The organism is Deltaproteobacteria bacterium, from assembly GCA_016183235.1.
Lineage (GTDB): Bacteria > UBA10199 > UBA10199 > DSSB01 > JACPFA01 > JACPFA01.
Genome location: JACPFA010000031.1, coordinates 32662 through 59078, shown reverse-complemented (window position 1 = coordinate 59078; position 26417 = coordinate 32662). Strand labels below are relative to the sequence as shown.

The following is a 26417-nucleotide window of genomic DNA, read 5'->3' as shown; positions in this document are numbered from 1 at the left end:
ATAAGCTGAGCAATCCATTTGCTTTGGGAAACCTTAGCAGATTGAGCCGCGGTTCTCATTGCCTGTTCAGTGTTTTCGTCAAGGTAAATGGTGACTTGTCCCATAAAAACTCCTAATATAAGTTAACTTATAATTGTTTTATAGCACGTTGTCAAGCGTGGTATCCACAAATACATGTCTTGCGAGCTCAGCTAAATAACATGTCATTCTGAGGCCAGCAGGCCGAAGAATCTTCCATTTTATTTTAGTTTCTTAATCTTAGGTCCGCCGGCCTTTCCCTTCTCTCCCGGTGTTTCCCCTTCAATTCTCTCCGCCCCAGCACCCGCAGCCGTGGTTGCCTCTCTGGCCCCGCGAACCCTGCGTGTGCGCCCCCCTTTGCCACCATTGCCCGCAGCCGCTTCCGCAGGTGCAGTTGCCGCGCTACGGCGCTCGCTTAAGAACGTTTGGGTATCAGGCAAGGCATCCGCTGATCGCATTATGATAATGGCCCCCCGTATGCCCGCCAAGGCCAATTCTTCGGGCGTGCTATCTGCTGGCACTGCAGCGATCACTCTCCGCAACCAAGCCGGATCCATGTGTTCCCCAACTTGGTTGCGGAGCACGGTAAAAAGTTCTTCTACGGTGGTAAAAGGTTTGTCGCGCAACATGGCCTCAACATGGCTCCAAAAAACCGCTTCGCCATTGCCAGCGGTGGCTAAGCCCCGCAAGGTGGCCAACAAGTTTGCAGCATTGAGTGGCGCCCGAATGGGGAGTGCCGAAACTTTTTGGGTGTGCCCCTGGAGTTGTGCAAGTAGGGCATCGCGATATTGTTGAAGGTTCATGCCTTGGGGAGGCACAATCAAATGATCGGTCATTTGATGCGGGGGCAGGGGAGTGGTGCCGGCCCGTTGCAAGCCCCCCATGGCTTCTCGAATTTGTTTATTGAGTTCTATGCGATTACCCTCGGCCTGTTGACGATCGGCGGCCAAGGCTTGTTCGAAACCGCGTTGGTATTCTTCATAACTTAGGCCACTCGTATCAACGGCCTCGGCCCAAATCGCCAATTCGAATGCCTTATCCCAAGGGACTCGGTCGCTGGGGTGACGCATAGATTGATAGTAGCCATGTTGCCATTGCGCGTGCACAATCCGAGATTTTTTAATTTTTGGTTCCCATTCCAAGCGCTGTTGGGCGAGTTTTAATTTTTCTTGTTCAGCCTCTAATCGGCTTTCCCAAGTTTCACCCTGAGCAAGCTCAAGGGTGTCATGGCGCCCCTCTGTCATTGCGAGCGTCCGCGAAGCAATCTCGCTTGGGTTACTTGGGATTGCTTCGCCCTGCTGGGCTCGCAATGACAGAGGTTTAGCCAACTCGGCTTCAATTCTCTCTCGCTCCTTAATCACCCGCGCCACCTCTACCCGCAGACGTTCCGGAGAACATTCGGGCGCACGTTCAAAGTCAATCCGATCAGCAATTTCACTTACCGGTTTGCCCGTCTTTTTTGCTAGCACCGCAATCACGTCAGCCGCCTCCACTCGACCCGTGGGCCAACGCACGTCTGTGGTCTTTTCCATAGCAGCAAGTCTTGTTTGTAACGTTCGTAAATTTTCTCGAGCCTTCAATACCGCCGTGCCGCGTTGCCCAGCTTCTGCATGATCGCCTTTGCCTAATGCATCATACATAGCCGCTTCAGCCTGCTTCAACGCCTCATAACTTGAGCGAATTTTTTGCACCAAGCTTTGCATGCGCTGCCACTCCGCCATTAATTTTCGGTGTTGGGCCTCTAAGGCAGACCGCTCGCTGGCATCGGCAATCTCAAAACGGGCTTCGATATCTCGAATGGCTTGCGGCCTAAGGTCAGCCCCAATGGCCGCTGCGGCACTGGCTTCTTTGACTAAGTCAAAGGCCTTGTCGGGCAAGAAGCGATCTTTAATATAAGCCGAGCTTCCCAAAATAGCGGCCTCTAAGGCCTCGGCCGAAATAGCAACATTATAATGTTGTTCTAAAAATCGCCGGCGGCCCAGCAGCATGGCAAGTGATTCACGGAAGCTAGGTTCTTTTACAGGTATTCGCAAGAAACGCCTGCCCAAGGCCTTGTCGCCGGGGCTAAGCCAACCGGTGCCTTCAATGATGCGCTCCCATTCTTCATCGGTGGTGGCGCCGACCATTTGGAAACCCCTGCGTGCCAAGGCTTCTTTGAGGATATCGCCCGCACCGCTTGCACCCTCGGCTGCACCCGCTTTTACGATCACGTGCAATTCATCGATAAAGATGACCACTTCACCTTCACTAGCCAAAACTTCTTTAATAGCCCCTTTCAAACGTTCTTCAAATTCTCCACGGTATTTGGTGCCTGCCACCATGGCAGCAATATCAAGGCGTATAAGGCGTTTGCCGCGCAATTGTATCGGCACATCGTTGTGCACCAATTGAATTGCCTTGCCTTCTACCACGCCCGTTTTTCCAACCCCTTGCCCACCGGTGGGTGCCACGTTGCCTTTTTCGGGGTCGATCAATTCTTCATCCATTTTATCCAGTTCGGCTTGACGGCCAATGATTACATTCAGCTCACCTGCCGCTGCCGCATAAGTCATGTCGTAGCCAAAGCGGGTGAGCATAGGATATTTGACTGGGTCTAAACGTTCTCGATACTTGGGATTAACGGGTTTGCTGCGCACACTCAAGGCCACCAAGCCATCGCCTAAGGGGAGGCCTTCTAAAAATCGTCTTTCTTCGGCATCGGCGGTACTTTCAGTTGTTGCCAATCGTTCGCTGGCATCGACCAACAGTTCAGGGCGAATCGGTTCACTGCTTCCAGCGGCCGCATGGGTGCTGGTTTCTAGAGTAATGCGAGTAGCCTCTAAGGTGCGCAGTTGCTCTAGTTGTATTTCACGAGCAGATTTTGCAACGGCCTTGGCCTCAGTGGCTTGAACGGCAGCCGCTTTTCTTTCAGCGGCTTCCAATTGTAGAGCAGCCTCTTTTTGTGCCGTTCGGGCTTGTCTTACAACTAGCCCTTGTTCTCGATAGGCCAGGCGAGCTTGGGTGTAGGCTGTATGAGCCTTTTGATAATCGGCTTGTGGTTTGGCGCCAAAGACCCCAAGCAGTCGAGCCCTTTCGTCATTTAATCCTAGACCTCCTGAGGGAACGGCTGCAGGGGGTAGTTCTGTTGTGTCTGCTCCGGCACGTTTCTTTCTTTGTCCTAAATGGCCCAATGCACTCCTGGCTCGAACCCAGGCTGCACGTGCTTGCTTGTGAGTTTGATCCAGTTCGTCCTGTTTGGTTACAGCTTCAGCTAATTGTCGTTCAGCTTCTGTTAATCTGTCACGAGCTTGCTCTAACTCTTGCTGTGCAAGATTGCGATAAACCGTACCCAAGGCGCTTGCATGTGCGGGTACCCATCTTTCAACAAAGCGGGTTTGTGCGTCAACCACCAGCGGGCCTGAAGTGGGGGCTCCTTCGCGTACGACGGGGTTTGGGTCGAGGGCAAATAATTGATGAGGATTGACGGCTTGGCCTTGTAGCCCTGCAATGCGCATTTGAGCCAAACAACGTTCGAGGAGGGGAGAATCCATCCCCATCAACCCTTCAAAAAATGCCCGTCGTTCGACCAAGATTTCTCGCAGCATGTCTTCGGTAAAATCTCCACTCAGCCTCACCTGATCTAATTCAGGTACCACCGATGATTGCCCTTCGGCCACCCCAAAGCGGTCGGCATAGGCTCTAAAAAGCAAGTGAGTGGTCACTTCGTGCACATTGGCAATCTCGAGGCTCAACCGCAAACGGTTGACATCGGTGTTCAGGCTTGCGGCAATGGGTTCGAGTGTCGTTACCACCCGATCACGTAATTGGTTTTGAAATTCTTCAGTGGCCCGCTGTTCCGCCGCCAGTCTTGCTTCTAAGTCGGCTACACTGGCTTCTGTCATTGCGAGCCCAACATCCTCTGTCATTGCGAGCCCACCAGGGCGTGGCAATCCCCTCGGTTTAACCGGTGAGATTGCTTCGCCCGTTGGGCTCGCAATGACAGGGGGCCCGGAGTTCACCATGACAGAAGCCGCCCTTTCCCTAAGCGCATCGCGGCTAGCTTCACGCTTGTCTCGTTCTGCAGCAATGGCGGCTCGCAGGCCGTCCTTGCGAGTTTCTTCCCATGCCACCATATTTTCCATGCCCACTTGCATGTCATCAGGCGCCTTGGCTTGGCCCCAAAAAAACCGTCGCCCGCGATCAAAAGTTTTCGTATCGGCGGTTAACAAAACGCGCGCTCCGCGGCGCAAGCCAAAGGTGCCATGTCTTGAAAAGGCTAAATACAAGGGTGGCGAATGGGGTTCGGCCGGGTTTTCATAAATGCCCACATTCCCCCAAAAATGCCTTTCTTGGGCGCCATGCAAAAAACCCACTAAGCGAAAGGTCTGGGGCGCTTGGGTGCGGGTGAACAATTCAAATTCGGTGGGATGCTCATTGGGGCCACGGCTAAAGCGAATTTCATAACGGCCACCGGCTTCGGTTTTTACTTTAAAACTTTGTTCTTTGGGTTTGGTCACCGCAAGGGTCTCTGAGGCTGGTGGGATGTAAAGGGTAGGGGCCCCACCTAGCACCGATGGGCTAATTAAAATTCGAAGCCCACGCCCGTCGGAATATTGAGCAAGTGACGACTGCCCCGATCGAGATTGCCACGCTTTATCATGGGTCCCCGCCTTCGCGGGGATGACATTGCTCGCAATGACACCATCATACTGTAATGCCCGAGCTTGTCCGCTCGGATCAATCAAGTACACCTGCGACGGAAATTGTTCCCCCGTGTAAAGCGCCAATTGTATACGTCGGCCGTCGCCTAGGTCCCAGGCGATGGTGCGCACTTGTAAAGGCCGCACCGTGACCTTGCGTTCCCGTTCTCGCGGTGCACGCAGCTTAGCCACGCCGCTTCGTGTAGCATCGATTTCGCCTACAACTTTACCCCCTTCAGGTTTGGTCACGCTAGCCAGCCCCCGCAAGGGCCCTTGTTCTACACTCATTTCGGCCGTGCGAGTTTCGTCGAGCACGGCATCACTACCCTTAAGCACCAAGGTTTGATTTTGCCACTCCACAGCCGGTAATATCGGGCGATCTTTTCCTAACGGCTTGGTTAAATCATCCCGCGCCCTATCTGCCAAGTTCATAGCATCCCGGCCGTTCCAAGTGGTCAAGTCTGACACCAACTGTCGATGGGCATCCAGGTCAAAGCGATGGCGAATGGCCTCCCATCCCCAAGGAAAGCCGTAAAACCCAATAATGATCACCAACAGCGAGATCCCTGCCATCGACAAAGGGTTGTTTTTGATCCATTTACTGATTTCATCCATCAGGCTCTTGGCCTCGTCGGGGTCTAAAAGTTCATCTTCTAGTTTATCTCTAATGCTCTGCAATAGCTCGGGAGGGAGGTCAAGCTTGGGTGCAGGTACAAGCTTGCCTTGATTATCCTGAAACTGCCCATCCTCAATCCAAAGCTTTAAGTTTTCTAAAATTTTCTGTTTATGAGCCACGGGTAGAATGTTTTTTCGAATCAAATAAATATTGTTACCTGCCCGAATATTGTCGGGCCCATGATTACAGATCTGATCGCCTGGGGTTAGTAATCCGATAGTTACCAAATGTTCAGCTGTCTCCCGTGGCAAACTAAGTTCAAGCTTTTCAAATTTCTGAAAGACAGTTTCGCACTTGCTGTGCAAGCGATCGATCTGTTCAAAATAACCATAGGCCCCCCAATAGAGTTGGCCCGCTGGGGGTTGCAAAAACCCATTGAGGTTTTTAAAATCATCGAGGGTTACCGTGAGCGCACGGCGGCAGAGGGTCAATTCAGGGTTTTGAGTTAATTCCAATTGCAAATGTTCTTGGGCAGAGTCGTGGCGCAAAGGAATAGCCCCCACGGGAAAATTGTAACCCCAAAAACTTCTAGCCTTAAGAGGAGGTGGATTCTGAACTTCAGCTTGCCCAAGGGCGCTGGCCTGCATGTAAAAAGGCTTGTAAGCAAAGCGATCATTAGCGAGCGGCGCACATTCCGCTACGGATAAATCTTTGAGGTGTTCTTGTAGATAGGCGAGGCTATTGTCAAAAAATTTAGGGCCGATGATGATAGGCGGAGTGCCTGCAGCCAATTGAATAAAATGAACCTTGGGCGGTTCAGGTTTTTTTTCTGGGGTTGATGGTGTATAATCGAGTTCGACTTCGGGTTCTGCCGAGGGAAGTGAACCTACATGGTAAAATTCAGGTTTTTTTAATTCTTGCAGCCGGGCAATGACCGCCTGTAATCGTGCTTGAGATTCAGGAAATCCATAATAATAAAGCCCTTCGCCACTTTCGGTTGCAGGATAAAGCTGCACCCCTTCACCAGGTTTAAATAGTCCTAATGCCACAAGGGTATACAACGTTTTTTGTGCGACCGGAAAGCGCACGTAAGGTTGAGTATTTTCGGGCGCCGATACGGGGCCAACAACTCCAACCCCTGCAGCACCATCATTGCCTAAATTGTTCGGTGGTTCTACCATTTATAGCTGTCATTGCGAGCGAGCCCCGTGGGCGAGCGTGGCAATCTTCCGTTTATTTTGTCGTTTAATTACCCCTGCCGCGCTTAATCTAAGTGTTTCTTTCGACAACCCCCACCAATTGTTGTGAGATTTTTAAGAAAATGTCATTGCGAGCATAGCGAAGCAATCTTCCATCTTATTCCATTTAATAATCAATTCTACTCGTATATTAATAAAATTTAGCAACTAAATACACACAATATCGATGGTTTTCTGTCATTGCGAGGCCAGCCGGCTCCTTCGGCAAGCCTCAGGATAAACTCCGCAATCCGATGCAGAGCATCGTCCCGAGACCTTGCGAGGGATCTCCTCGTTTGCAAGAGATCCTTCGGCTAAAGCCTCAGGACGACCTTCGGTCGGATTGCCACGCCCAGCGCCTGTCCTGAGGCTTTGCGAAGGAGGCTCGCAATGACAAACAAAAGGAGCCCATATGCCACCCTCAGTAACCATTTCCCCCGATTTTAATCACCCCGAATTTTATGTCGATTCTAACGGTGCCATTCGCACCGAGCCCTTTGCTCAAGTCTCTCAATTAGCCTGGGCAGTCCCAGGCCAAAGTAGTTTTGCCGAAGTAGGGGGGCAAGAAAACCTTTATCCCTTCCGACCTCAGTACCTTAAAGTCGGCGATGCCCCACCCATTCGTGCCCTAGTTTTCCAAGACCAAGCCTTAGCCCGCCAAGTAACTGCGCGTTTGGGGGGTAACCCATGGCGAGAGGGTTATCAATTAGTACTATTTTCTAACCAGGCCGATCCCTCTTTTACGGGTTATGCCTTAGCCCCCATGGCTTCAGGGGCAAGCCTTGCCTTTACGGGCCAAATTTACTTGCCCACCAGTGGTAGAATCAATGGTGTGTTGGAGCCCCTTTACCAAGGCTTAGCGACCTTACTAGGTATGCAGCCATTGGCTGTTGAAGTGGGTTTGATAACCGGTTTATCTCCCATCCCTCTAGATGTGTTAAGAGCCAACTCCACCGAAAGAATCGAGAATGCTTACCAAGCCCTTAACCACCCAGCCGCTGTTGAATCTTATGGCCAGATCAAAGATGCTATCGATGATATTTTAAAAGAGGGTTATGAACTTTCTAATCCAATGCGAGCTTGGTTACTTAGTCTTTCCCTCCGATTGAATATTGTTATAACTCAAGGTGATGGCTATTTAGCTGGCCAGCCCCTCTTAGCACTTGAAGATGGCCAAGTGCCTCTCCAAGTTTTCCAAATGTTGTTCGCTCATCCCGACCACATTCTTGCCTTAGAAGCTTTAGCCAAAATCGCCAGCACCCACGGGATTTATGCAGCCACAGATCATGAAGTCGAAGTTGCTCGAGCTATATTTTTATTAGAGGCTTTGAGCAAATTGAGCTTCAGCGCTTATTATCAAAGATACTCGGCCAACCCACCTGCTTTGTATTGGGGAGTGCTGCGTCGTTTACCTACAGAAGCCTTGCCCCAATTTGTGGAGTTATTTGATATAATAGACGATATCTGGGAATATAAAGTGGGCTTGCCCTACCCAAATTTAACCCGGGCTGAAAATGTTGATAAAGTTTGGCAAGCAACGTTAAGTGCGATGGCCCAAGACGATGACCTTATCGCATTCTTTGCAACCGAAGAAGGCTTAAGCGCCTTGCAATATTTGCAACAAGAATTGCAAGGCCCCCCAGTAGACTCAAGAGCGCCACATCCTATGATGGATGAGTTTGGTGAAGATCCCCTTCCAATGACTGCCCCAGAGCGGGGCTTCGACCCCGGCCAGCCCGCAATCGCCCGTGCTGCGCCAGCTTCAACGCTCGTCCCAGGAGCCATGCCCCCTTTGCGAGCAGACCAAGCCGCATTCCCCCCTCAAGTCGTTGCTGCCCTTACAGAGGCAGGTATCCCAGAGCGCCTTTGGCCAGCCGTCTACGCCCACATTGGCGAAAATCCCTTCGCCAGCCCCGAACTTTTTAATAGAATGGATACGCTGCTGCGTGAGCACAGTGTTCCCAGCACCACCCTCGATAGCCTGCGTAGCCTAGCCGAAAGCCGCGGCCTTCTCGAACACACCGATCGCCTTCCCGGTGGCGAGGGTAGGGGGAAATAGTTAAAAGGTTATAATATTTTTTTACTGAGGCAAGCTTAAGCCTATTCTGTATAAAAGCAAGGACGTAGTTCAGACTCAAGAACGAACTTAGAAGCTTGTCGGATGATGGCTCGTAAAGTACCGCGATCGATTTCTTTATGATTAGGTATGGTTAATGTCTGGACTAATTTCTCCCGTGTTATCCGCCTCAACTTCATGTGACTTCCGCGTTGCGAATGCAGGCAAAAACCAAATTTTGATAATACCGCAACAACATCAGAACCAGAAAGAAGCTTCAACTTAGGCGGCATAACGGGAGGTTTCAATTTCCATTGTAATAAGGATGTTAGGATCTTCGATAAAACCAAGGGCTTTTAAATCCTCTCCGTCTAGGTGTAGAGAAACAGCCTCCTGCAGGTTTTTAAGGGTTTCATCCAAGGTTTTTCCTTGGGTTACAACGGGAATCTCTACACATTCGGCAACATATTGTGCCTCGCCCTTATATAAATAAGCTTTAACAGTATGTTTTTTCATCACTTTTGATCATAAAGAGTTTGTCATGAAAAGACAAGTCGTTTCTATGGGCTTGTTTCTATGGGCTTACTAGCCGAAAACCGCGGCCTCCTCGAACGCACCGAACTCACACCCGGCGGCGAGGGTAGGGGGGAATAAGCCCCGCCTTATAAGTAATATGGCACGCGAATTTCAGGGGAGTCGTGAGGGAAATCTCGTGTATTGCGAGTTACCAACAGGCTGCCATAACAGCGAGCCGTTGCCCAAATGATGGCATCAGGAATGCGAATTTGGTATTTGCGCCGCAGCAAAACTGCTTCTTCAGCAATTTCATGGCTCAAAGGCAATAACTCAAAACTCGATAAAAACTTTTTCAACAAACCCGTCTCTGCTTCGTTTTTTGCACCTACCAACACCTCCATCCAAGTGATGATGCTAATGCTAGGTTCGGTGTGAGTCTGAAGTTCTTGTTCGGCAGGGGAGATGCCCCTTAGGTAGTCCACTAAAATATTGGTATCAAAGACAGCCTTTAATCCCTTAACGCCATTCATTTCTCAGTTTGTCCTCATAGGCTAGGCTGTCAGTTTTGCGATTTTTCCAAATGCCAAATAGATTGGGGCGTTTTTGCTTTGCCTTGGTACTTTTAAGAAAGAGAGCCAAGGCCTGCCGAATAATTTCTGAGCGCGACTTTTTTTCTTGCCTCGAAATTTCCGTCAACTGTTCAATAATAGGATGGGGAATATCGACCAACGTTTTCATATGCTGAGACCTTGTTATATATGGATCCTCAGGTCCTAGCCCGGGATGACGCAATATCGTCATGCCGGACCTGATCCGGCATCCATTCTACCTCTTTATATATAATATATCTATATATTATATAAGTCAAGTATTTTTACGATATTTCCCCAACGCCATTAAAGGAAAGAAATGGCGGTAGCCATGGTAGCGGATATAAAAATGCCCGGGGAACCCTGTGCCGGTAAATTCAGGCTCGGGCCATTCGCCACTAGCGGTTTGATTCCTCAATAAAAATTCAATCCCGGCTTTAACTTCGCTCGAATCACCTTCGCCCGCCGCCATCAACCCCATTAAGGCCCATGCGGTTTGCGAGGGCACGGAGCGATGCCAGGGAATGTAACGATGTTTTTTATAACCCTCCGGCGATTCGCCCCAGCCGCCATCCCCGTGTTGGGTCGATTTTAACCAGCGCACCGCTTGTTGAATGCGCATGTCTTTCATGTCGAAGCCAATAGCTGCCAATCCCGTTAACACGCACCATGTGCCATAAACATAGTTAATGCCCCAGCGCCCCCACCAAGCCCCGGTTTTATCTTGGGTGTTAAAAATAAATTGCACGGCCTTTTTAATAAATGGGGTGTTTTTATCTTCGCCCAACAGGCCAAACAGCTCCAGCGCCCTGCCGGTGATGTCGGGGGTAGGGGGGTCGAGGCAGGCACCATGGTCTGAAAAGGGGATGCGATTGACCCATTCTTTCGAATTATTAACATCAAAGGCCGCCCAGCCGCCATTGGCCGATTGCATCGATTTAAGCCAGTTAAGCCCCCATTGAAAGCCGTCCATCAATTCACGGTTGGGTAAATCGCATTTAAATAATAACGTGAGCACCGCAATCGTATCATCCACATCGGGAAAATAATCGTTTTCAAATTCAAAGGCCCAGCCACCCGGTTTAGCAAAACGGTTTTTCTTGGCCCAATCGCCACGGGTCTGCGTGATTTGTTTGGTGAGCAAATAACGCCCTGTCTTTAATATCTCCGGGGCATCGCTGGCCACGCCGCTATCGAGCAGGGCAAGCGCCGCCCAGGGCGTGTCCCACACCGGGCTAATGCAACATTGTTGGTGAATAAATTCTAATTCAGCAAGCGCCGTTACTTCGTGATGGATGAGGCTCTTGGGAACCGAGGCCAAATCTTTTTTACAAACTTGTTGAAAGGTTTTAAGCGCATTCAAACTTTTACGAATCACTGGGTGATCAGCGCCATAGCCCATGGCGTGAAAAGACAGCGCTGCATAATTAAGGGCAGGGAAAATATCTTCGGTTTTGGCAATATGCGATTCAATATATTTTTGGCATTTTTTTAAGGCCAAAAAATTGATGGGATTAAACTTCGCCAAGGGGTCGAGCCATTTAAAAACTTTGTCTAATTGAATGGTAAAATTTTCAAAAGAAAACAGCCCTCGCTTGGTTTTAAAACGAAAATCTCGTTCGCTAGGCAATTCCACAAAAAGTTCATCAATATTTAAAACGCCGCGTTTCGTGGGTTTATAATGAAGCACCACCAAAAGTGGCACAATAGTGGCGCGGGCCCAGCTTGAAAATTCATAAATGTTGATGGGCAACCAAGGGGGTAGCAACATTAAAAAAGGCGGCATGGCTGGGCAGGCCTGCCAAGGGATAATATCAAATAGGGCCAAATGAATGCGGGTAAAAACCCTTACCTTGGTAAGGCCGCCGTGTTTAAGAATAAATTTACGGGCCCGTTTTAAGGCGTCGTGTTCAGGCTTAAGGCCCGCCAGCCGTAATGCCATGTAACATTCAACCGTGGTGCTTAGGTCGCCCGGGGCTAGGTAATAAATGCCCCAAGAACCGTCACTGCGTTGCTCCCGTAACATGCGTTGGCACAAACCCGATTGAATCGTGGCATCGACTTTACCCAAGAGGTGGGTGAGCATGACATATTCGGCACCAATGGTTTCGTTGGCCTCTAGGGTGTACCACCAATAACCCGCATTAAATTGATGTTTTAAAAGCAGACGTTGGGCCCTTTGCAAGGCCTCATTTAAAGACGATGGTTCAGTAGCAACAGCGGGTTTAGTGCCGGGAAGTCTCGTAACACCGGTAGGCATAAGCTAGTCATCCTCACGCATCAACGCGTGTCATCCTCCGCGTAGGCGGAGGACCCATAATGTATATTATGTTAAATTAAATCAGGAACCATCAGAATGGATTCCTGATTTAATTTAACATAATATACGTGGCTATTTTTTGAGGAAGTACCCTCCTTGTCATCCCGGACTTGATCCGGGATCCATGATGGTTTACCTCCCGCTTAGTACTTATCATCATCATCTTCAAAATAATCGTCTTCAGACGTTTCTTCCAATTCTTCTAGCTCTTCTTCTTCATCCTCTTTATATTCATCGTCTTCCCATGCCTTCTTTTTAGTCAAATATTCCACATCATCAGGATCCACCACATTAGCCTCAATGTGATACCCCTCATTCTCACCAAAGTAATCGGCTAGAATTTGATTAAGGTTGTCTAAATCTTCTTCGCTATTAACCGCCCCTGAAATGACCAATTCATCCCCCTCATAAATGAATTCCAGGCGATCAATATTAATATCCCCCTCTTGACGAAGAGTCTTTTTAAGGTCCTTAATGAGTTCTAACTCGGTTAATTCATCAATTTCCTTAGGCATAGCTGAATACACCCCTATTAATATGGTTTTTGGTTGTTGGAATGGCCCGTATGTCAAATTTTGTCAAGCTTGGCAAGACAGTTTTAGAATAAATGTCATTGCGAGCGAGCACCGTTTGCGAGCGTGGCAATCTTCCTTTTTATTCTTCAATTCATCTGCACATTGCCGCACCTAAAAATAGTTTAAGAAGTCGGCTTAAGGCTTCCAGGGGTCCGTGTCGTCCGGCGGTTACGGCCGCCGGACGCACTCAAAGTCTCAGCTTTCACGGCTATATAGCCATAGAGGTGAAAGCTGGAGTTTATCCCGAGCAATAGCGAGGGGACAAACCCCTTCCAGCCTTAAGCCGACTTCTTAAACTATTTTTGTGATAGTTAAAATTCCCATAACTGTTTACTTACTTAAAAAAATCTTTATAACATGGCAAATCGCTTTCTTTAAATTGGGGTTCTGAGCTTGGAACGGATTAATTATTTAATAGCCCTGTTTTTGCTTCTCATAAGCAGCCCCCTGTGGGCCGAAAACAGGCCTTTAAATTTGGCCGAATGCTTTGAACTTGCCAAAAATTTTCATGAATCCATTCCCCTTGCCGTCGAAGATATTAAACAAGTTCAGGCCCGTTTAACCCAAACCGTGGGGGCCATTACTCCCCAAATAAGTTTTAAATTTACGGAAACAATTCAAGAAAAGGCCTCGCATAGTGGCGAGTTAGAAACTTTTACCCGGCAATTTCGGCCCGAATTAAGTCTCACCCTCACCCAACCCATCTTTCATGGGCTTATTGAATTTTATGCCATCAAAAAATTAAAATACGAGAAGCGAGAAAAAACTTGGCTTAAAAAAGAGGCCGAACGGGCCTTGTTTATCAATGTGGCCGAAAGTTATTACCGGGTAGTTTTTTTAGAACGTAATATCACCACCACCGGCCACATATTGTCGGTGTTGCGTGAGCAATTAGCTGAACTTATTGAATGGAAAAATTTAGGTAAGGTTCGCGATGCTGAAATGGTCCGCCAACAAGCAACCGTTGCCCTGCTGGAGGCAGATCTTAGCAAACTGAAAAGTGAACGGAATGTTGCTTACGAAGTCTTGGGCTATTTAACAGGGCTTAATCCTCAACCCAAAATTTTAATTCAAAGCCCGCTCCAAGAAAAAATAAAACCTTTAGCAGAATATCTACATTTATCTGCCAATCGCAGCGATGTTCAAGCCGCTGCCCTTCGCGCCAAAATGGCTGAAAGCGCTGTAAAGATGGCTAAGGGCGAATTTTTTCCCAAAGTTGATTTAGAGGCCAACTATTATCCTTATCGCGTAGGTTTTTTAAGTAACATTGATTGGGATGTTACCCTCAATGCCAAAATTCCCCTTTTAAAGTTAGACAATTTTGGCAAACTCAAAGAGGCCAAATCTAAAAATTTGCAAGAACAGTTACGCAAACAACAACAAGAGCGTTCAGCGCAAAATGATATTAGGCAAGCTTACACTCAATTAATGGGAACCCTTAACCAGCTTAAGAAATATCAACAGGCGGTTTATCTGGCCAAAAAAACCTACGATTTGCTTAAGGCCGATGTTCGTTTAGGGCAAGCCACGCAGCTTGAGATTTTACAGGCCCAAAAACAGTGGCTCGATGCCAGTTGGCAGCGGGATCAGGCTGAAATTCAAGCCTGGCAGGCGTATACCCTACTCAAACTTCACGTGGGAGTTTTTGAATGAGACCTCTAAAAACGACCCATCTGCGGAGCCTGTCCAGAGCGCAAGCGAAGGATCACCCACAAAGCCGCGATCCTCACATATTTCCATATACGCTCCGGTCGCGTCTTTGCGGGCGCCTTGCATCTGGGCCCTTTTTAGAGGTCTCAGACTATTTGAGGTTTTCCCATGAATATTTCTGATATCTTCATCAAAAAACCGGTCATGGCGTGGATGCTTATTGCGGCGATCATTCTCTTTGGTGTGCTTTCACTAAAAGATTTAGGTATTGGCGAAATGCCCGATGTGGATTTCCCCGTGGTTACGGTTTCAGCCACTTACCGCGGGGCAGCCCCTGAGGTTATGGAAAGTGATGTGGTCGATGTGATCGAAGATGCCCTCATGACGGTTGAAGGCATTCGTCAAATCGCCTCGTCGGTGCGTCAAGAAGGCGCCAGCATTACCATCGATTTCAATTTAGAACGCGACATCAATCAGGCCATGCAAGATGTGCAAAATAAAATTGCCCAAATTCAATCCCGCCTGCCCAATGATTTAGAACCCTTGGTGGTGCGCAAAACCAACCCCGAAGATAATCCTATTTTGTGGATCTCTCTTTCTGCCGATAAACCTTTGCGCGAAATCATCACTTTTGCACGCAATCAAATTAAAGATCGTTTGCAAACCGTCGATGGCGTGGGCGAAGTGATGGTGAGTGGCTATGTTGACCCTAATTTGCGGCTTTGGCTCCACCCCGACAAATTACAACAGTATGAATTAACCGCCCAAGATGTGCTCGATGCCATTGCCCGCGAACATGTTGAAATACCTTTAGGCCGCATTGAAACCCCGCAATACGAATATAATTTGCGTTTTATGGGTGAGGCCACCCCCGAAGAATTTGGCAATATCCTGATTACCAAACGCGGGGGCAAGCCTATTTTTAAACCCATTCCCTTAAAAGAAGTGGCCACCATCGAGTTAGGCCTCGACGAGCTTCGTCGCATCAGCAGGGCCAGTGGCAAAACCGCGGTGGGTTTAGGTATAAAAAAACAGCGTGGCTATAATACGGTGGCGGTGGGCGATGGGGTTAAAAAACGGGTTGAAGAAATTCAAAAAACTCTTCCCTCTGAATATGTTTTGCGAGTCAATTTCGATAGCACCCAATTTATTCGCGATTCCATTGGCGAGATGCGTTTTGAACTAACCTTATCGGCCATTCTCACTGCCATTGTTTGTTTGCTATTCCTAGCCTCTTTTAAAAGTACCTTTAATATTTTATTGGCCATCCCTACTTCAATTATTGGCGCCTTTTTCTTCATGGACCGCTTTGGGTTCACCTTTAACAATTTTACTTTTCTGGGTTTAACCCTGGCCATAGGGATTGTGGTGGATGATGCCATCATGGTGTTAGAAAATATTGTGCGCCACCAAGAATTAAAGCAGCCCCCCATGGTGGCTGCCAGTATTGGCGCCAAAGAAATTACGGGTGCTGCAATGGCCACCACCTTTGCCGTCATCGCTATTTTTATCCCCGTGGTTTTTATCAAAGGTGTGATTGGAGAGTTTTTTTATCAATTTGGTATGGTGATGAGCATCACCGTTGTTTTGTCTTTAATCGAAGCTTTGAGTTTTACCCCCATGCGTAGTTCGCGCCTGCTTTATATTCACACCCAACCCAATGCGTGGGCAAGATTGGTGGATCGTGCCTTTGCGGGTTTAAAACAATTTTATGCCTCAGCCTTAGAATTTTGTTTAAACTACCGTTGGCGGGTGATTACGTTAAGCCTTTTAATTTTTGTTAGCTCGCTTGGTATCCTTCCCAAAATTAAAAAAGAATTAGTGCCCGCTCAAGATCAAAACGGTTTTTTGATTCAAGCCCAAATGCCGGTTGGGTCATCCCTTGAATTTAGCGATCAAAAAATGCGAGAAATCGAAACTCTTTTGGCTCAAAATCCTAATGTGCAACGCTTTTTTTTAGCCGTAGGTGGCTTTGGCGGCGGCGAGGTCGATAAGGCCATGGTTTTTGTAACCCTCAAAACACCGAAAGAGCGCCCTATTGATGCCAGTCTTGGCCGGGCCCTGCGCCAAGACCAAATCATGGATAAATTACGGAACCAACTTTTTAACCTCAAAGACGTAAGGGCCTTTCCCATGGATATGTCGCTACGTGGTTTTACGAGCAAACGTGGCCAACCCATCGAGTTTTCATTGCGTGGCCCTGATCACAAAGAACTCGTTCTCCATGCTGAAAAACTCATGGAGCAAATGAAGCAAGACCCTTATTTTAAAGATGTTGATAGCGACTATCGCTTTGGTCAAAAAGAAATTTTAATTACCCCGCTTAGGCAAGAGGCCTTGAACCGTGGCGTGAGCATCGAAGATATTGCGATTGTTATCAACGCCATGATTGGGGGGCGGCGCGAAGGTAAAATGACCGAAGCTGGCAAACGAGATGATATTCGCCTTCGGCTTACTCGCGAATATCGTAGCCAAGTGGGCGACATTAAAAAACTCCTGGTGCGTAATAACCAAGGCGAGTTGGTTCCCCTGGCCCAACTGGTGATGATCGAAGAACGGCAAACCCTCCAAGTGATTACCCGGGTGAATCGTGAACGGGCCATCAATATTTCTTCTGGCATTGGCAAAGGCTATGCACAACAAGATGCGGTGAATCATGTAACTCAAATGGCACAAACTTTATTACCCGCTGGTTATCGCATCGTTTTGGGTGGGGCCTCCGAGACTTTTAAAGAAGCCTTTAGCGGTTTAGGTTTAGCCATGATTTTGGGTATCATAGTAGCTTACATGATTTTGGCCAGCCAATATAATAGTTACATTCATCCCGTTACGGTTTTGTTGGCCTTGCCCTTTAGCGTTACGGGGGCCTTATTATTTTTGTGGGTCTTTCAACAATCGATTAACATTTATAGTTTTATTGGTTTGCTCTTGCTCATGGGCATCGCCAAGAAAAATTCTATTTTATTAGTCGATTTCACCAATCAAAAACGAAGAACCGGCGTTGCCTTAAAACCAGCCTTACTTGCAGCCTGCCCCACTCGCTTGCGCCCCATCTTAATGACCAGCTTAACCATCATCGCCGCAGCCATCCCCACTGCCCTAGGCCTTGGGCCAGGCTCAGAAGTGCGGGTACCCATGTCGATCGTGATCATCGGTGGAATGTTAGTCTCAACCCTACTCACCCTCTTCGTCATCCCCTGCTTCTACATGGTACTAGCAAGATTTGAAAAACCTACAAATGTCATTCTGAACCCAGCAGGGTGAAGAATCTTCCAATTCATCTGCAAATCCCCGCACCTAAAAAGATGTGACTCGATTTGCAAATGAATGGGTTAATAAAGTCTCTTGCCTTGGGTTTCTCTGCGTAGGATGTAGGCGGGGAGGATGATCAGCGCGCTGATTAGGCAGGTGAATTCTCCGATAAGTGCGATGTGGCCAAAAGAAACCAGGGCTTGGCTATTGGAGATGATGAGTGAAAGATAACCAATAATGGTGGTGATCGAACAAAGAATAACCGCACCTCCCGTGGTCGTCACCGTTTTTTGAATGCCCCCCCTACCCTCATGCTTATAGCGCCCCACAATGTTAACGGCGTAATCTACCCCAATGCCGTAGGTTGTTGGTAGAGCGATGAAATTTAAAAAATTAAGTTTAATGTTGAACAAATAAATCCATAAAACTTGCCAAAAAATTCCTAGGGTAAAGGCAATGAGCACCAGCCAAGATTGGCGGATATTCCAAAACGAGACTAACACTACGAGCATAATGGCCACAAAGCTAATCACAACCGCCAAGGGGCCATCATGGGCCACGGCGCCCAATAAATCAGAAAAAATTACCGCCTGTCCGCTGCCATAAATCACAGTTCCATCTTTGAGTTCGTTTTTACGAATTTCATTGGCAAACTGAATCAAGTTTCGCCCATTCCATAGCTCGGCATCTTTTTTAGAATAAACAAACACAATCTTGCCTTGGGCCCCATCTTTTTCTTTAAAGCGATCCACTACTCGGCCTGGTAAATCATTTAAATCAACAGTTTTTAAATCTTTAGTTTCTAAAAATTCTTGGGCCTTTTCTTTTTCTGAATCGTTCATAAATTCCCAGGTGCTACCCGAAAGCAGCCCGCGAATTTTGGCCAAGATCTCTAATTTTTCAGTTTGTTGTTCAGGAATGTAAGAATACAGAGATTTGCAAGTATCAACTTTAGATTGATCCCGCAGAATCTTTTTTCTATTTAAAATAACTTCACACACTTCTTTGGCCTGGTCGGTGATATTTACCAAAATAACTACCGGGGATAATGAAACCGGGAAGATAGCGGTGAGGCGATCATGCAGCCCTCGCTCCCAGGGGTCGGTAACCTTAGGGGGGGCAAATTTGAGTTTATTAAAATCATACTCTAAAGAATTTGGAATATACAAAAATAATGCCAGCACACTTAATAAGCCAGTCGCTCCCGCTATTTTAAGCAAGGTGCCAGGTCGTCTACTTGTCCATTGGGCAAGATATTTTGTAAAAAGCCCTTGCCGATAACCTTTCAGGGCTTTTTGACTCAAGGGCCAAATTTTTTCGCTTATCGCAATATAGGCAGGTAATGAGAAATAGGTTGCAACCCAACAAAAGAATAGGCCTACCCCGCCAATAAAACCAAAATGTGAAAACCCCTTTACTTTAGTTAAGATCAGCGTGCCAAAGCCGACTGAAGTCGTAATGGCCGAAGCGAGCGTTGCAATCCAGGTGGTTTCGAGGGTTTTGGTTAGACTTAATTCTACCCCTTGCCCTGCTTTGCGTTCTTCAAAATAACGGGCCAGTACAATTAACCCATAGTTAATGCCATTACCAATGATGATCGAACCTAAAAAGGCCGTTTGGCTGGTGAGATAACCAATTTGATAATAAGTGAGGGCAAAAGTCCAGCTACAACCAATCACCACCGGCAAGGTCATCAATCCCACCGAACGTAATTTACGAAAATAAAAATAAACTGCCAGAGCAACACCGGCCAAAACTAAAAACAAGGTCGAGAAAATATCGTTCACTAAAGCATCATATTCCCGCACAAAGTTTTTAAGTTTACCGGCCAGACCCACTTTGAGTTGGGGATGGTAATGAGATGGATTTAACGACTGAATAATTTTTTCAGTGTCTGCAATGAGTTTGCGGGCATCACTAACGCTGGTCGAGCTGGCATAGGGCCGTAAGACAATCGCAAATAATTTGCCATCTTCGGTGGTAAAATAGCCTTCTTGATAATGGCCATAGGCCGATTCACTTTTATATTTTTCTTCAATATCTTTGGTATTAAATTTGGGATCTTCATCTGCAAAATCAATCAATAACCCGGTTTTTTTTAATTTTTCATGTTTAATAGAGCGATCTAAACGTTGGTAAATTTCTTCTAAGTCGGGGGTTTCAATATATAAAAATTTGTTTTTTTCAAAAAAAGCTTTGATGTCGGCAACGTTATAATCAATACTTTGCAAGGTTTGGGGTGGAAGATCCGTCTCTAATTTTTTAACCAAGTCTTCGACAAATTGTTTGCCCGCCGCAAAATCAGGGCTTTCAATCCCAATGAGTAGATTCGATAAGCCCCCTACCCTTTCTTGAGTTATGTTTAGATCTTTAACACTGCGATAATGGTCGGGCAGCAATTCGGCAAAGTCACTGCGCAGTTTCAAGTGTGAGGCTAGCCGGATCGAAAACCCTAACGAAATAATCGAAAGTAAGGCGATCAACCAAGCGTAGCGGTAAGATAAATGGGCCCATTTTTTAATCATGGGTGTTTAAGCCCTGCTTCTTCAAAGAATTGTTTGAGGCGCATTTTAATCTTTTCTTCAATTTGCCGGGCTCGCTCTCGGCTAATGCCGTATTCATCAGCTATCTGTTGTAAGGTTAAGGGCACTTCAGAGACTAAGCGTTCTTGAAAAATTTTTAATTCCCGCGGTGGTAAAGTTTTAGCAAAGTCCGACATTTTTTCTAGTAAAAAGTCATGCAAGTTGACTTGATCGAGCTTCTCGTCAATGGGAAGTGCCGGGTCTTGTAAGAGATCCGCATAAGATTGGTTACTGTCCCCCAGCGGGGTATCTAAAGACACCTCTCCTTCCGTCAAGCGCTGATCCATTTCCTCTACTTCACTCTTTTTTACATTGAGCCTTTTGGCAATCAATCCAGAATCGGCTTTAAAGCCCATGGCCTCAATACGTTTCTTTTCTTTCATCAAATTAAAAAAAAGATTGCGCTGGGCTTGGGTGGTGCCAATCTTGATGAGTCGGAAATTATCCAAAATATATTTTAAAATATAAGAACGGATCCACCAACTGGCATACGATGCAAGCCTAGTGCCCTTGGCTAAATCAAAGGTCTTAATCGAACGCAATAACCCAATATTACCTTCTTGAATAAGATCGAGCACATTGCCATAGGCCGTGCGATACTCCATGGCAATTTTCACCACCAAGCGCAAATGGGCCGTCACTAAGCGTTTGACAGCCTCTTTATCTTGCTTTTCTTGAAAACGCTGTGCCAATTCACACTCCTCTTCCCGACTCAAGATAGGGTATTTATTCACCTCTTGAATATATTTTCTAAGCGGGTCCTCCGGTACCAAAACCGTAGGCCTAAATTTAACCAAACTATTTTTTTTCGCTTTAGTCATATTCCTCTGTCATTGCAAATTACGTCATCCCGGGCTTGCCTGCCCCGGACCCCGATCCGGGGACCCGGGATCCATGATAGCAAGCGTGGCAATCTCTCTGCCAGCTTCACTAATCGATGCCCCTTGATTAAACAATAGAAAAATCCTTTCCTTTACAAGGTGTTTACGGGTCTTTATAATTACTTTTCAAGGTAACGAAGGAGTATAATCATGAAAACAAAGTTTTTCACCCTCCTGTGTTATTCACTTATTTTATTTTTGCCAAAGTTGAGTCAAGCCGATGAACTCAAAAGAAATCTTTTTGTGTTAGGAGTGCAGATTGGTGGGGCCGAATGCATTGCCACTTTATTTGAAAATTTTCCTATCAAAGACAAACCAGGGGCTTTTGATTTAATCAAACGCAATGTTACCTGGAGTCTTGATACCGCTAGGGCCATGGGTAACCCGGCCAATGGGCTTGCCCAGCTTAAATCCGACCTTGGTCGATTAACTTTTAAAGAAATTCGGCAACGCTTGATGGATATTATTGTGGCTGAACAAGCGGCCTGGGCCAGCATGAGCACTCAAGCTTCCAGTTTATTTGTATTAGGGATTCATTTGGAAGGTGCAGAATGTATAGCCTCCGAAGTGCAGTCATTTAGGCGCGAAGAAAAACCAGGCAGCCTTGATCTGATCACTCGCAATGTAGGTTGGATAAAAGATGAAGTGAGAAAAACCAATTTAGGGCTCAATACCGCTTTGGTCGATGCTTTATATAAGGATATTCCAAGCGGTGCTACCTTTTTATCCATATATAATCAATTGGGCATCATTCGTGAGACGTGGCAAAGTGAACTGTTGAGCCAAGCCCCCTTTTAAATTTAAAAATTTGGGTGCATAGTTTTTGCACTTCCAAAAATTTATCGGCCCATTCAATAAGTATAATATTGGATGGGGTAAAAAACTCATCGAGCCCCAAATTTTCAAATTCAACCAACGAATTTAAACGATACAAATCTAAGTGATAGATGTCATTGCGCCCCGTGTCATCCCTGCGGAGGCAGGGACCCATGATGGTGAAGCAATCTCTCCTCGTTGCATAACTCTGCACCAACGTAAAAGTCGGTGACTGAATTTCATCCGGGTGCAACCCAGTCAACTCCGCAATAAACCCCTTCGCAAAAGTCGTTTTCCCAGCCCCCAACGCCCCCACCAACCCAATCCTCTCCCCTCCCCACATCTTTTTAGCCCACGCCCGCCCCAGCTCAATCATAGCATTGGCATCAGGGCATAATTGATCATTTAAAGGTGCCATAGGGGGGTGAGAATTTACCTCTAATGTCATTCAGAGTCCAGCTCGATATGTCATTGCGAGCAATGTCATCCCTGCCCCTGCCTGCGCAGGGGTAAACTCCGGCAGGGATCCATGATGCCGTGGCAATCTTCAATTTTATTCTTCAATTCATCTGCAATTCTCTCCACGTCTTTTCGAAGCGGGGATAGGCAAATTGAGAGCCCGCGCCCGGTCGGCCTAGTCGGGCTAAAAAATTTTTTGTTTTTGGTTGAATTAGAGTATTCCTTCGTCATCCTCTAATTCAAAAAAACAATAAAATTTTTTAACCCTCCTACGTCCGCCCTCCTGCGCTAAAAGGCTCTCTATTTGCCTATCCCCGCTTCGAAAAGACTTCTCTGCAAATATTTGAGAGATATAAAAAGTTTTATTGAAGGGGGCTAGAGGGTAATTTGAGAACTTTTAGCACAGGAGTGAAGCCGTAGGAGGTTCAAAAAATCCTATTATTTTTTTGAATTAGAGGATGACGAAGGAATACTCTAATTCAATTAAAAATAAAGGATTTTTTGAGCCGAGTAGGCTTCACGGGTGCGAGTTCTCAAATTACCCTCTAGCCCCCTTCAATAAAACTTTTTAGGTACGGTAATTTGCCTGATAGCCATGGGGACAAATTTTAATATATCACTTGCCGTAGTACCTCGGTCTCCAACCTTTTCATAAATATAATCCCCTGCCTGGCCGTGGATATAAACGGCGGTAAGGCAGGCCCGCAATGGATTTAAGCCTTGGGCCAAGAACCCTGTGATCAAACCGGTTAATACATCCCCTGACCCGGCTGTTGCTAAAGTTACTGAGCCTGTTGGGTTGATATAGACCTGACCCCTTGGAGTGGCAACGAGGCTACGGTGGCCTTTGAGCAATACATATACATTCCATTTTTTGGCTAATTGCATCGCTACTTTCATGCGATTAGCTTCAACAAATGCGACGCTCGTTCCAAGTAAGCGTGCCATTTCGCCAGGATGGGGCGTGACAATCATGGGTTTTCGTTGTTTGCCCTGAAGATGAAAGAGCCCATCGGCATCAACCACGATAGGGTCTTTAAAATTTTTGACGATCGTTCTAACAAATGGGGTTGTTATTGGGGCAAGCCCTATTCCACAACCAAGGCCTGAGGCTTTAAATTTTGAGAGTTCAGGTAATACTTCTTTTAAAGATATTTTATCAAAAACCCCTGAAGAATTTGTAATGGGAGTTAAAATATTTTCTGGATGTTTAAACAAACTTGGATGAATTGCCCCCGCTGGAAAAAACAATGTGGATAAGCCACATCCCGATCGCAATACCGCGGTACTAGCCAAAATTCCAGCCCCCGGCATTTTTTTAGAGCCTGCAATGATCAAGGCTCGGCCAAAACTTGCTTTATGGATATTAGGGCGCCTTTGGGGCAAATAGCCTTTAATTTGTGCGCCCGAAATCATCTGGGCCTTAGTTTTTATTTTTTGAATAAGTGATTTTTTTATTCCAATCGGAATAACGACTAATGAACCAGTGGCATTAGCCCCGTCTTTTAAAAAATGCCCCCACTTAGGTAATTGAAAAGTAACCGTGTAATCAGCCCGGATGGCTTCACCCATACTTTCACCTGAATCTGAAGCAATCCCTGACGGTATATCTAAAGCAACTCGCACACTTGTTGCAGTATTGGCTAGCTTAACAACTCGTTGTTGCAAACCGCGTAAGGGCCTAGACAAACCTGTCCCAAAAAGCCCATCAATAATTAAATCAGAATTTTTTAAGGCCTGGCTTAGAGGGGTCAGGTCTTTTATCGATTGAATAGTTTGAACATGAGCCTTTATTTTTTGATAATAATAGTTAGCATCGGTATTCAAACGGCTGGGTTCCCCCATCAAAAAACATTGTACCTGGTAACCCCGTGCCATAGCCTGTGCCGCCACCACCCAGGCGTCACCCCCATTATTGCCAGTCCCTCCCAACACCGTCCAAACTTTTTTACGATGGCCAAATTTAGTTTGTAGCCATTGAAAGGCCCCCATCCCTGCCCGCTTCATCAACACAATTCCCGGTACTTTGTAACGATGAATGGTTAGCCAATCCAACCTTTGCATTTGTTTTGCGGTTACAATTTTCAATCAGTAGATCCCGTCAGGAGTTGTTTCATTTTGGCCACGGCTTCACCAAAGCCGGAGTAGATACTTTCTGCCACAATAGAGTGACCAATATTATATTCTTCAATCTCTTTAATTTTTAAGACTTCTTGGATATTTTCATAATTAAGCCCATGACCAGCGGCCACATAAAGCCCGCACTCTTTTGCATATTGGCAACATTGTAAAAGGCGTTGCCATTGCTGTTGCCTTTGTCGATGGGTCTTGGCATCACAATAAGTGCCCGTGTGAAATTCCACATGGTCGACTTTCAAGGCATGAGCTAAATCGGTGTCTTGCAACGTAGGATCAATAAATAAACTCACCTTAATACCGTATTGTTGTAATTTTCGAGAATATTCTCCTAAACGATTTTTATGTCTGGCTAAGTTAAGCCCACCTTCGGTGGTTAATTCCCTACGTTTTTCAGGGACAAACGTTACACTGTAAGGGTTTAAGCGTGAGGCAATCTTGACCATTTCAGGGGTTGCAGCCATCTCCATATTTAAAGGAATACGAACTGCGGCTTTTAATTGTGGCAAGTCACGATCTTGAATATGCCGACGATCTTCCCGCAAATGAAAAGTGATTTGATCAGCCCCATGGGCTTCAGCAATTTTGGCCGCTACCACGGGTTCAGGATAGGCAGTCCCTCGAGCCTGCCTGATCGTTGCGACATGATCAATATTAACGCCAAGTTTCACGTGAGTTGTTTAGTAAATTCTTCTTCAATTTTCACTAAGTAATTTTTAATTTTGGTTTCGTCACGCCCTTCAATCATAATGCGAAAGACGGGTTCGGTGCCAGAATAGCGCAACAATAACCTGCCCTCTCCCCCCAATTGTTTTTGAATTTCCCGTATCAAATGATTGCAAGCGGGGATTTGCTCCCATTCCTTTTTTTCTTTTACTTTGATTTTGATAAGGAGCTGAGGAAAGCGCGGAATATTGGCGGCTAACTCCGATAAACTTTTTCCGGTAAGTTTAAGAATTTCTAAGATTCGTAAGGCGGTTAAGGTGCCATCACCCGTGGTGCTATATTCTGAAAAAATAATATGGCCCGATTGTTCGCCACCTAAACAATAGCCATTATGGCGCATGGCTTCTACCACATAACGATCCCCTACTTGAGTTCTTAATAATTGGATTTTTTTAGTTTTAAGCCAACTTTCTAGCCCCATGTTGGTCATTACGGTTCCCACCAGGGTGTTATGATGGAGCAGGCCCTTTTCTTTTAAATTTTCGCCACAAATTCCTAAAATAAAATCGCCATCGACAATATTACCCTTCTCATCGATTAAAATCACCCGATCCCCATCCCCATCTAAGGCAATCCCCAGTTGAGCCTTTTCTTCTAAAACTTTTTTAGCCAAATGTTCAGGGTGTAGGGCCCCACAGCGTTCGTTGATATTAAGCCCATTGGGTTTTACCCCCATAGCGATCACTGTGGCCCCTAACTCTTCAAATAAAGTAGGTGAAATTTTGTAAGCCGCACCATGGGCGCAATCAATTACCACCTTGATTCCCTCAAGGGTCACATCTTTGGGAAAGGTCGATTTTAAGTAAGTGATGTAACGCCCCCCTGCATCATCCACCCTAAAAGCAGTTCCGATGTGTTCTTTGGTGGGGCCCGGTGGAAAGGATTGCTTAAGAATCATGTTGCTAATTTTTTCTTCGAGCTCATCAGGGAGTTTGTAGCCATCGTGGTCAAAAATTTTAATCCCATTATCAAAGTAAGGGTTATGGCTGGCACTAATGACAATCCCCGCATCAGCCCGCATTGATTGGGTGATAAAGGCAATCCCGGGGGTTGGAATGGGCCCCAAATAAATGGCCTGCACCCCCATCGAACAAATGCCTGCCGCAATCGCATTTTCAATCATGTAATTAGATTTGCGAGTATCTTTGCCAATGACAATTTTTTTAGATTGTTTTTCTCGAAATAACACCGCCACCGCCTTGCCCAAGGCCAAGGCCACTTCGGCTGTAATCGGAAAACTATTTGCAACCCCACGAATCCCATCCGTACCAAATAAGTTTTGCATAGAAAATGTATGGATCCCGGAT

General features: G+C 46.5%; 17 protein-coding genes. 4 read left to right on the top strand and 13 right to left on the bottom strand.

The window, feature by feature from the left end:
- Positions 1-239: 239 nt before the first annotated feature.
- Entirely contained in the window at positions 240-6494 is a 6255-nt protein-coding gene (locus HYU97_07875; protein ID MBI2336662.1) for an AAA family ATPase, read from the bottom strand.
- A 469-nt stretch (positions 6495-6963) separates the two neighbouring features.
- Here HYU97_07875 and HYU97_07870 point away from each other — a divergent pair, with 469 nt between their 5' ends.
- Complete coding sequence (locus tag HYU97_07870) at positions 6964-8610, top strand: hypothetical protein (protein MBI2336661.1); 1647 nt, start codon at positions 6964-6966, stop codon at positions 8608-8610.
- A 41-nt stretch (positions 8611-8651) separates the two neighbouring features.
- On the opposite strand, the gene HYU97_07865 is transcribed toward HYU97_07870, so the two are convergent.
- From HYU97_07865 to HYU97_07840, 6 genes are all read right to left on the bottom strand, one after another.
- The gene (locus tag HYU97_07865) at positions 8652-8900 is read right to left on the bottom strand and encodes a type II toxin-antitoxin system HicA family toxin (protein ID MBI2336660.1); all 249 of its coding nucleotides are present in this window, start codon (positions 8898-8900) and stop codon (positions 8652-8654) included.
- Positions 8890-9123, bottom strand: a complete 234-nt coding sequence (locus HYU97_07860; protein ID MBI2336659.1) for a type II toxin-antitoxin system HicB family antitoxin — start codon at positions 9121-9123, stop codon at positions 8890-8892. Before HYU97_07860 ends, HYU97_07865 begins: the two co-directional genes overlap by 11 nt.
- Positions 9124-9269: 146 nt before the next feature.
- Positions 9270-9653, bottom strand: coding sequence for a type II toxin-antitoxin system VapC family toxin (locus HYU97_07855; GenBank protein ID MBI2336658.1), 384 nt, complete (start codon positions 9651-9653; stop codon positions 9270-9272).
- Positions 9640-9861, bottom strand: coding sequence for a ribbon-helix-helix protein, CopG family (locus HYU97_07850; GenBank protein ID MBI2336657.1), 222 nt, complete (start codon positions 9859-9861; stop codon positions 9640-9642). Before HYU97_07850 ends, HYU97_07855 begins: the two co-directional genes overlap by 14 nt.
- Positions 9862-9987: 126 nt before the next feature.
- Complete coding sequence (gene shc, locus HYU97_07845) at positions 9988-11973, bottom strand: squalene--hopene cyclase (GenBank protein ID MBI2336656.1); 1986 nt, start codon at positions 11971-11973, stop codon at positions 9988-9990.
- Positions 11974-12176: 203 nt separating this feature from the next.
- Positions 12177-12548 carry a hypothetical protein gene (locus HYU97_07840; GenBank protein MBI2336655.1) on the bottom strand — a complete coding sequence of 124 codons (372 nt, stop codon included), beginning with the start codon at positions 12546-12548 and terminating at the stop codon, positions 12177-12179.
- Between the two features lie 453 nt (positions 12549-13001).
- Between HYU97_07840 and HYU97_07835 the strand changes: the two genes are divergently transcribed.
- Together HYU97_07835 and HYU97_07830 are read left to right on the top strand one after the other, a co-directional pair.
- Entirely contained in the window at positions 13002-14261 is a 1260-nt protein-coding gene (locus HYU97_07835) for a TolC family protein (GenBank protein ID MBI2336654.1), read from the top strand.
- A 165-nt stretch (positions 14262-14426) separates the two neighbouring features.
- Complete coding sequence (locus tag HYU97_07830; GenBank protein ID MBI2336653.1) at positions 14427-17522, top strand: efflux RND transporter permease subunit; 3096 nt, start codon at positions 14427-14429, stop codon at positions 17520-17522.
- Between the two features lie 68 nt (positions 17523-17590).
- On the opposite strand, the gene HYU97_07825 is transcribed toward HYU97_07830, so the two are convergent.
- The gene (locus HYU97_07825; protein MBI2336652.1) at positions 17591-20035 is read right to left on the bottom strand and encodes an MMPL family transporter; all 2445 of its coding nucleotides are present in this window, start codon (positions 20033-20035) and stop codon (positions 17591-17593) included.
- A complete protein-coding gene (locus tag HYU97_07820) occupies positions 20032-20913 on the bottom strand; it encodes an RNA polymerase factor sigma-32 (protein ID MBI2336651.1) in 882 nt (293 codons plus the stop codon). The genes HYU97_07825 and HYU97_07820 overlap by 4 nt, the downstream gene beginning before the upstream one ends.
- Before the next feature lie 210 nt (positions 20914-21123).
- On the opposite strand from HYU97_07820, the gene HYU97_07815 reads away from it, so the two are divergent.
- Complete coding sequence (locus HYU97_07815) at positions 21124-21771, top strand: hypothetical protein (protein ID MBI2336650.1); 648 nt, start codon at positions 21124-21126, stop codon at positions 21769-21771.
- Here HYU97_07815 and tsaE read toward each other — a convergent pair.
- From tsaE to HYU97_07795, 4 genes are all read right to left on the bottom strand, one after another.
- A complete protein-coding gene (tsaE, locus tag HYU97_07810) occupies positions 21722-22207 on the bottom strand; it encodes a tRNA (adenosine(37)-N6)-threonylcarbamoyltransferase complex ATPase subunit type 1 TsaE (protein ID MBI2336649.1) in 486 nt (161 codons plus the stop codon). The genes HYU97_07815 and tsaE overlap by 50 nt on opposite strands.
- 596 nt (positions 22208-22803) lie before the next feature.
- Complete coding sequence (locus HYU97_07805; GenBank protein MBI2336648.1) at positions 22804-24336, bottom strand: NAD(P)H-hydrate dehydratase; 1533 nt, start codon at positions 24334-24336, stop codon at positions 22804-22806.
- Positions 24333-25055, bottom strand: a complete 723-nt coding sequence (locus HYU97_07800) for a pyridoxine 5'-phosphate synthase (protein ID MBI2336647.1) — start codon at positions 25053-25055, stop codon at positions 24333-24335. The genes HYU97_07805 and HYU97_07800 overlap by 4 nt, the downstream gene beginning before the upstream one ends.
- On the bottom strand, positions 25052-26395 hold the full coding sequence (locus tag HYU97_07795) for a phosphoglucosamine mutase (protein MBI2336646.1): 1344 nt from the start codon (positions 26393-26395) through the stop codon (positions 25052-25054). The genes HYU97_07800 and HYU97_07795 overlap by 4 nt, the downstream gene beginning before the upstream one ends.
- Positions 26396-26417: the final 22 nt, after the last annotated feature.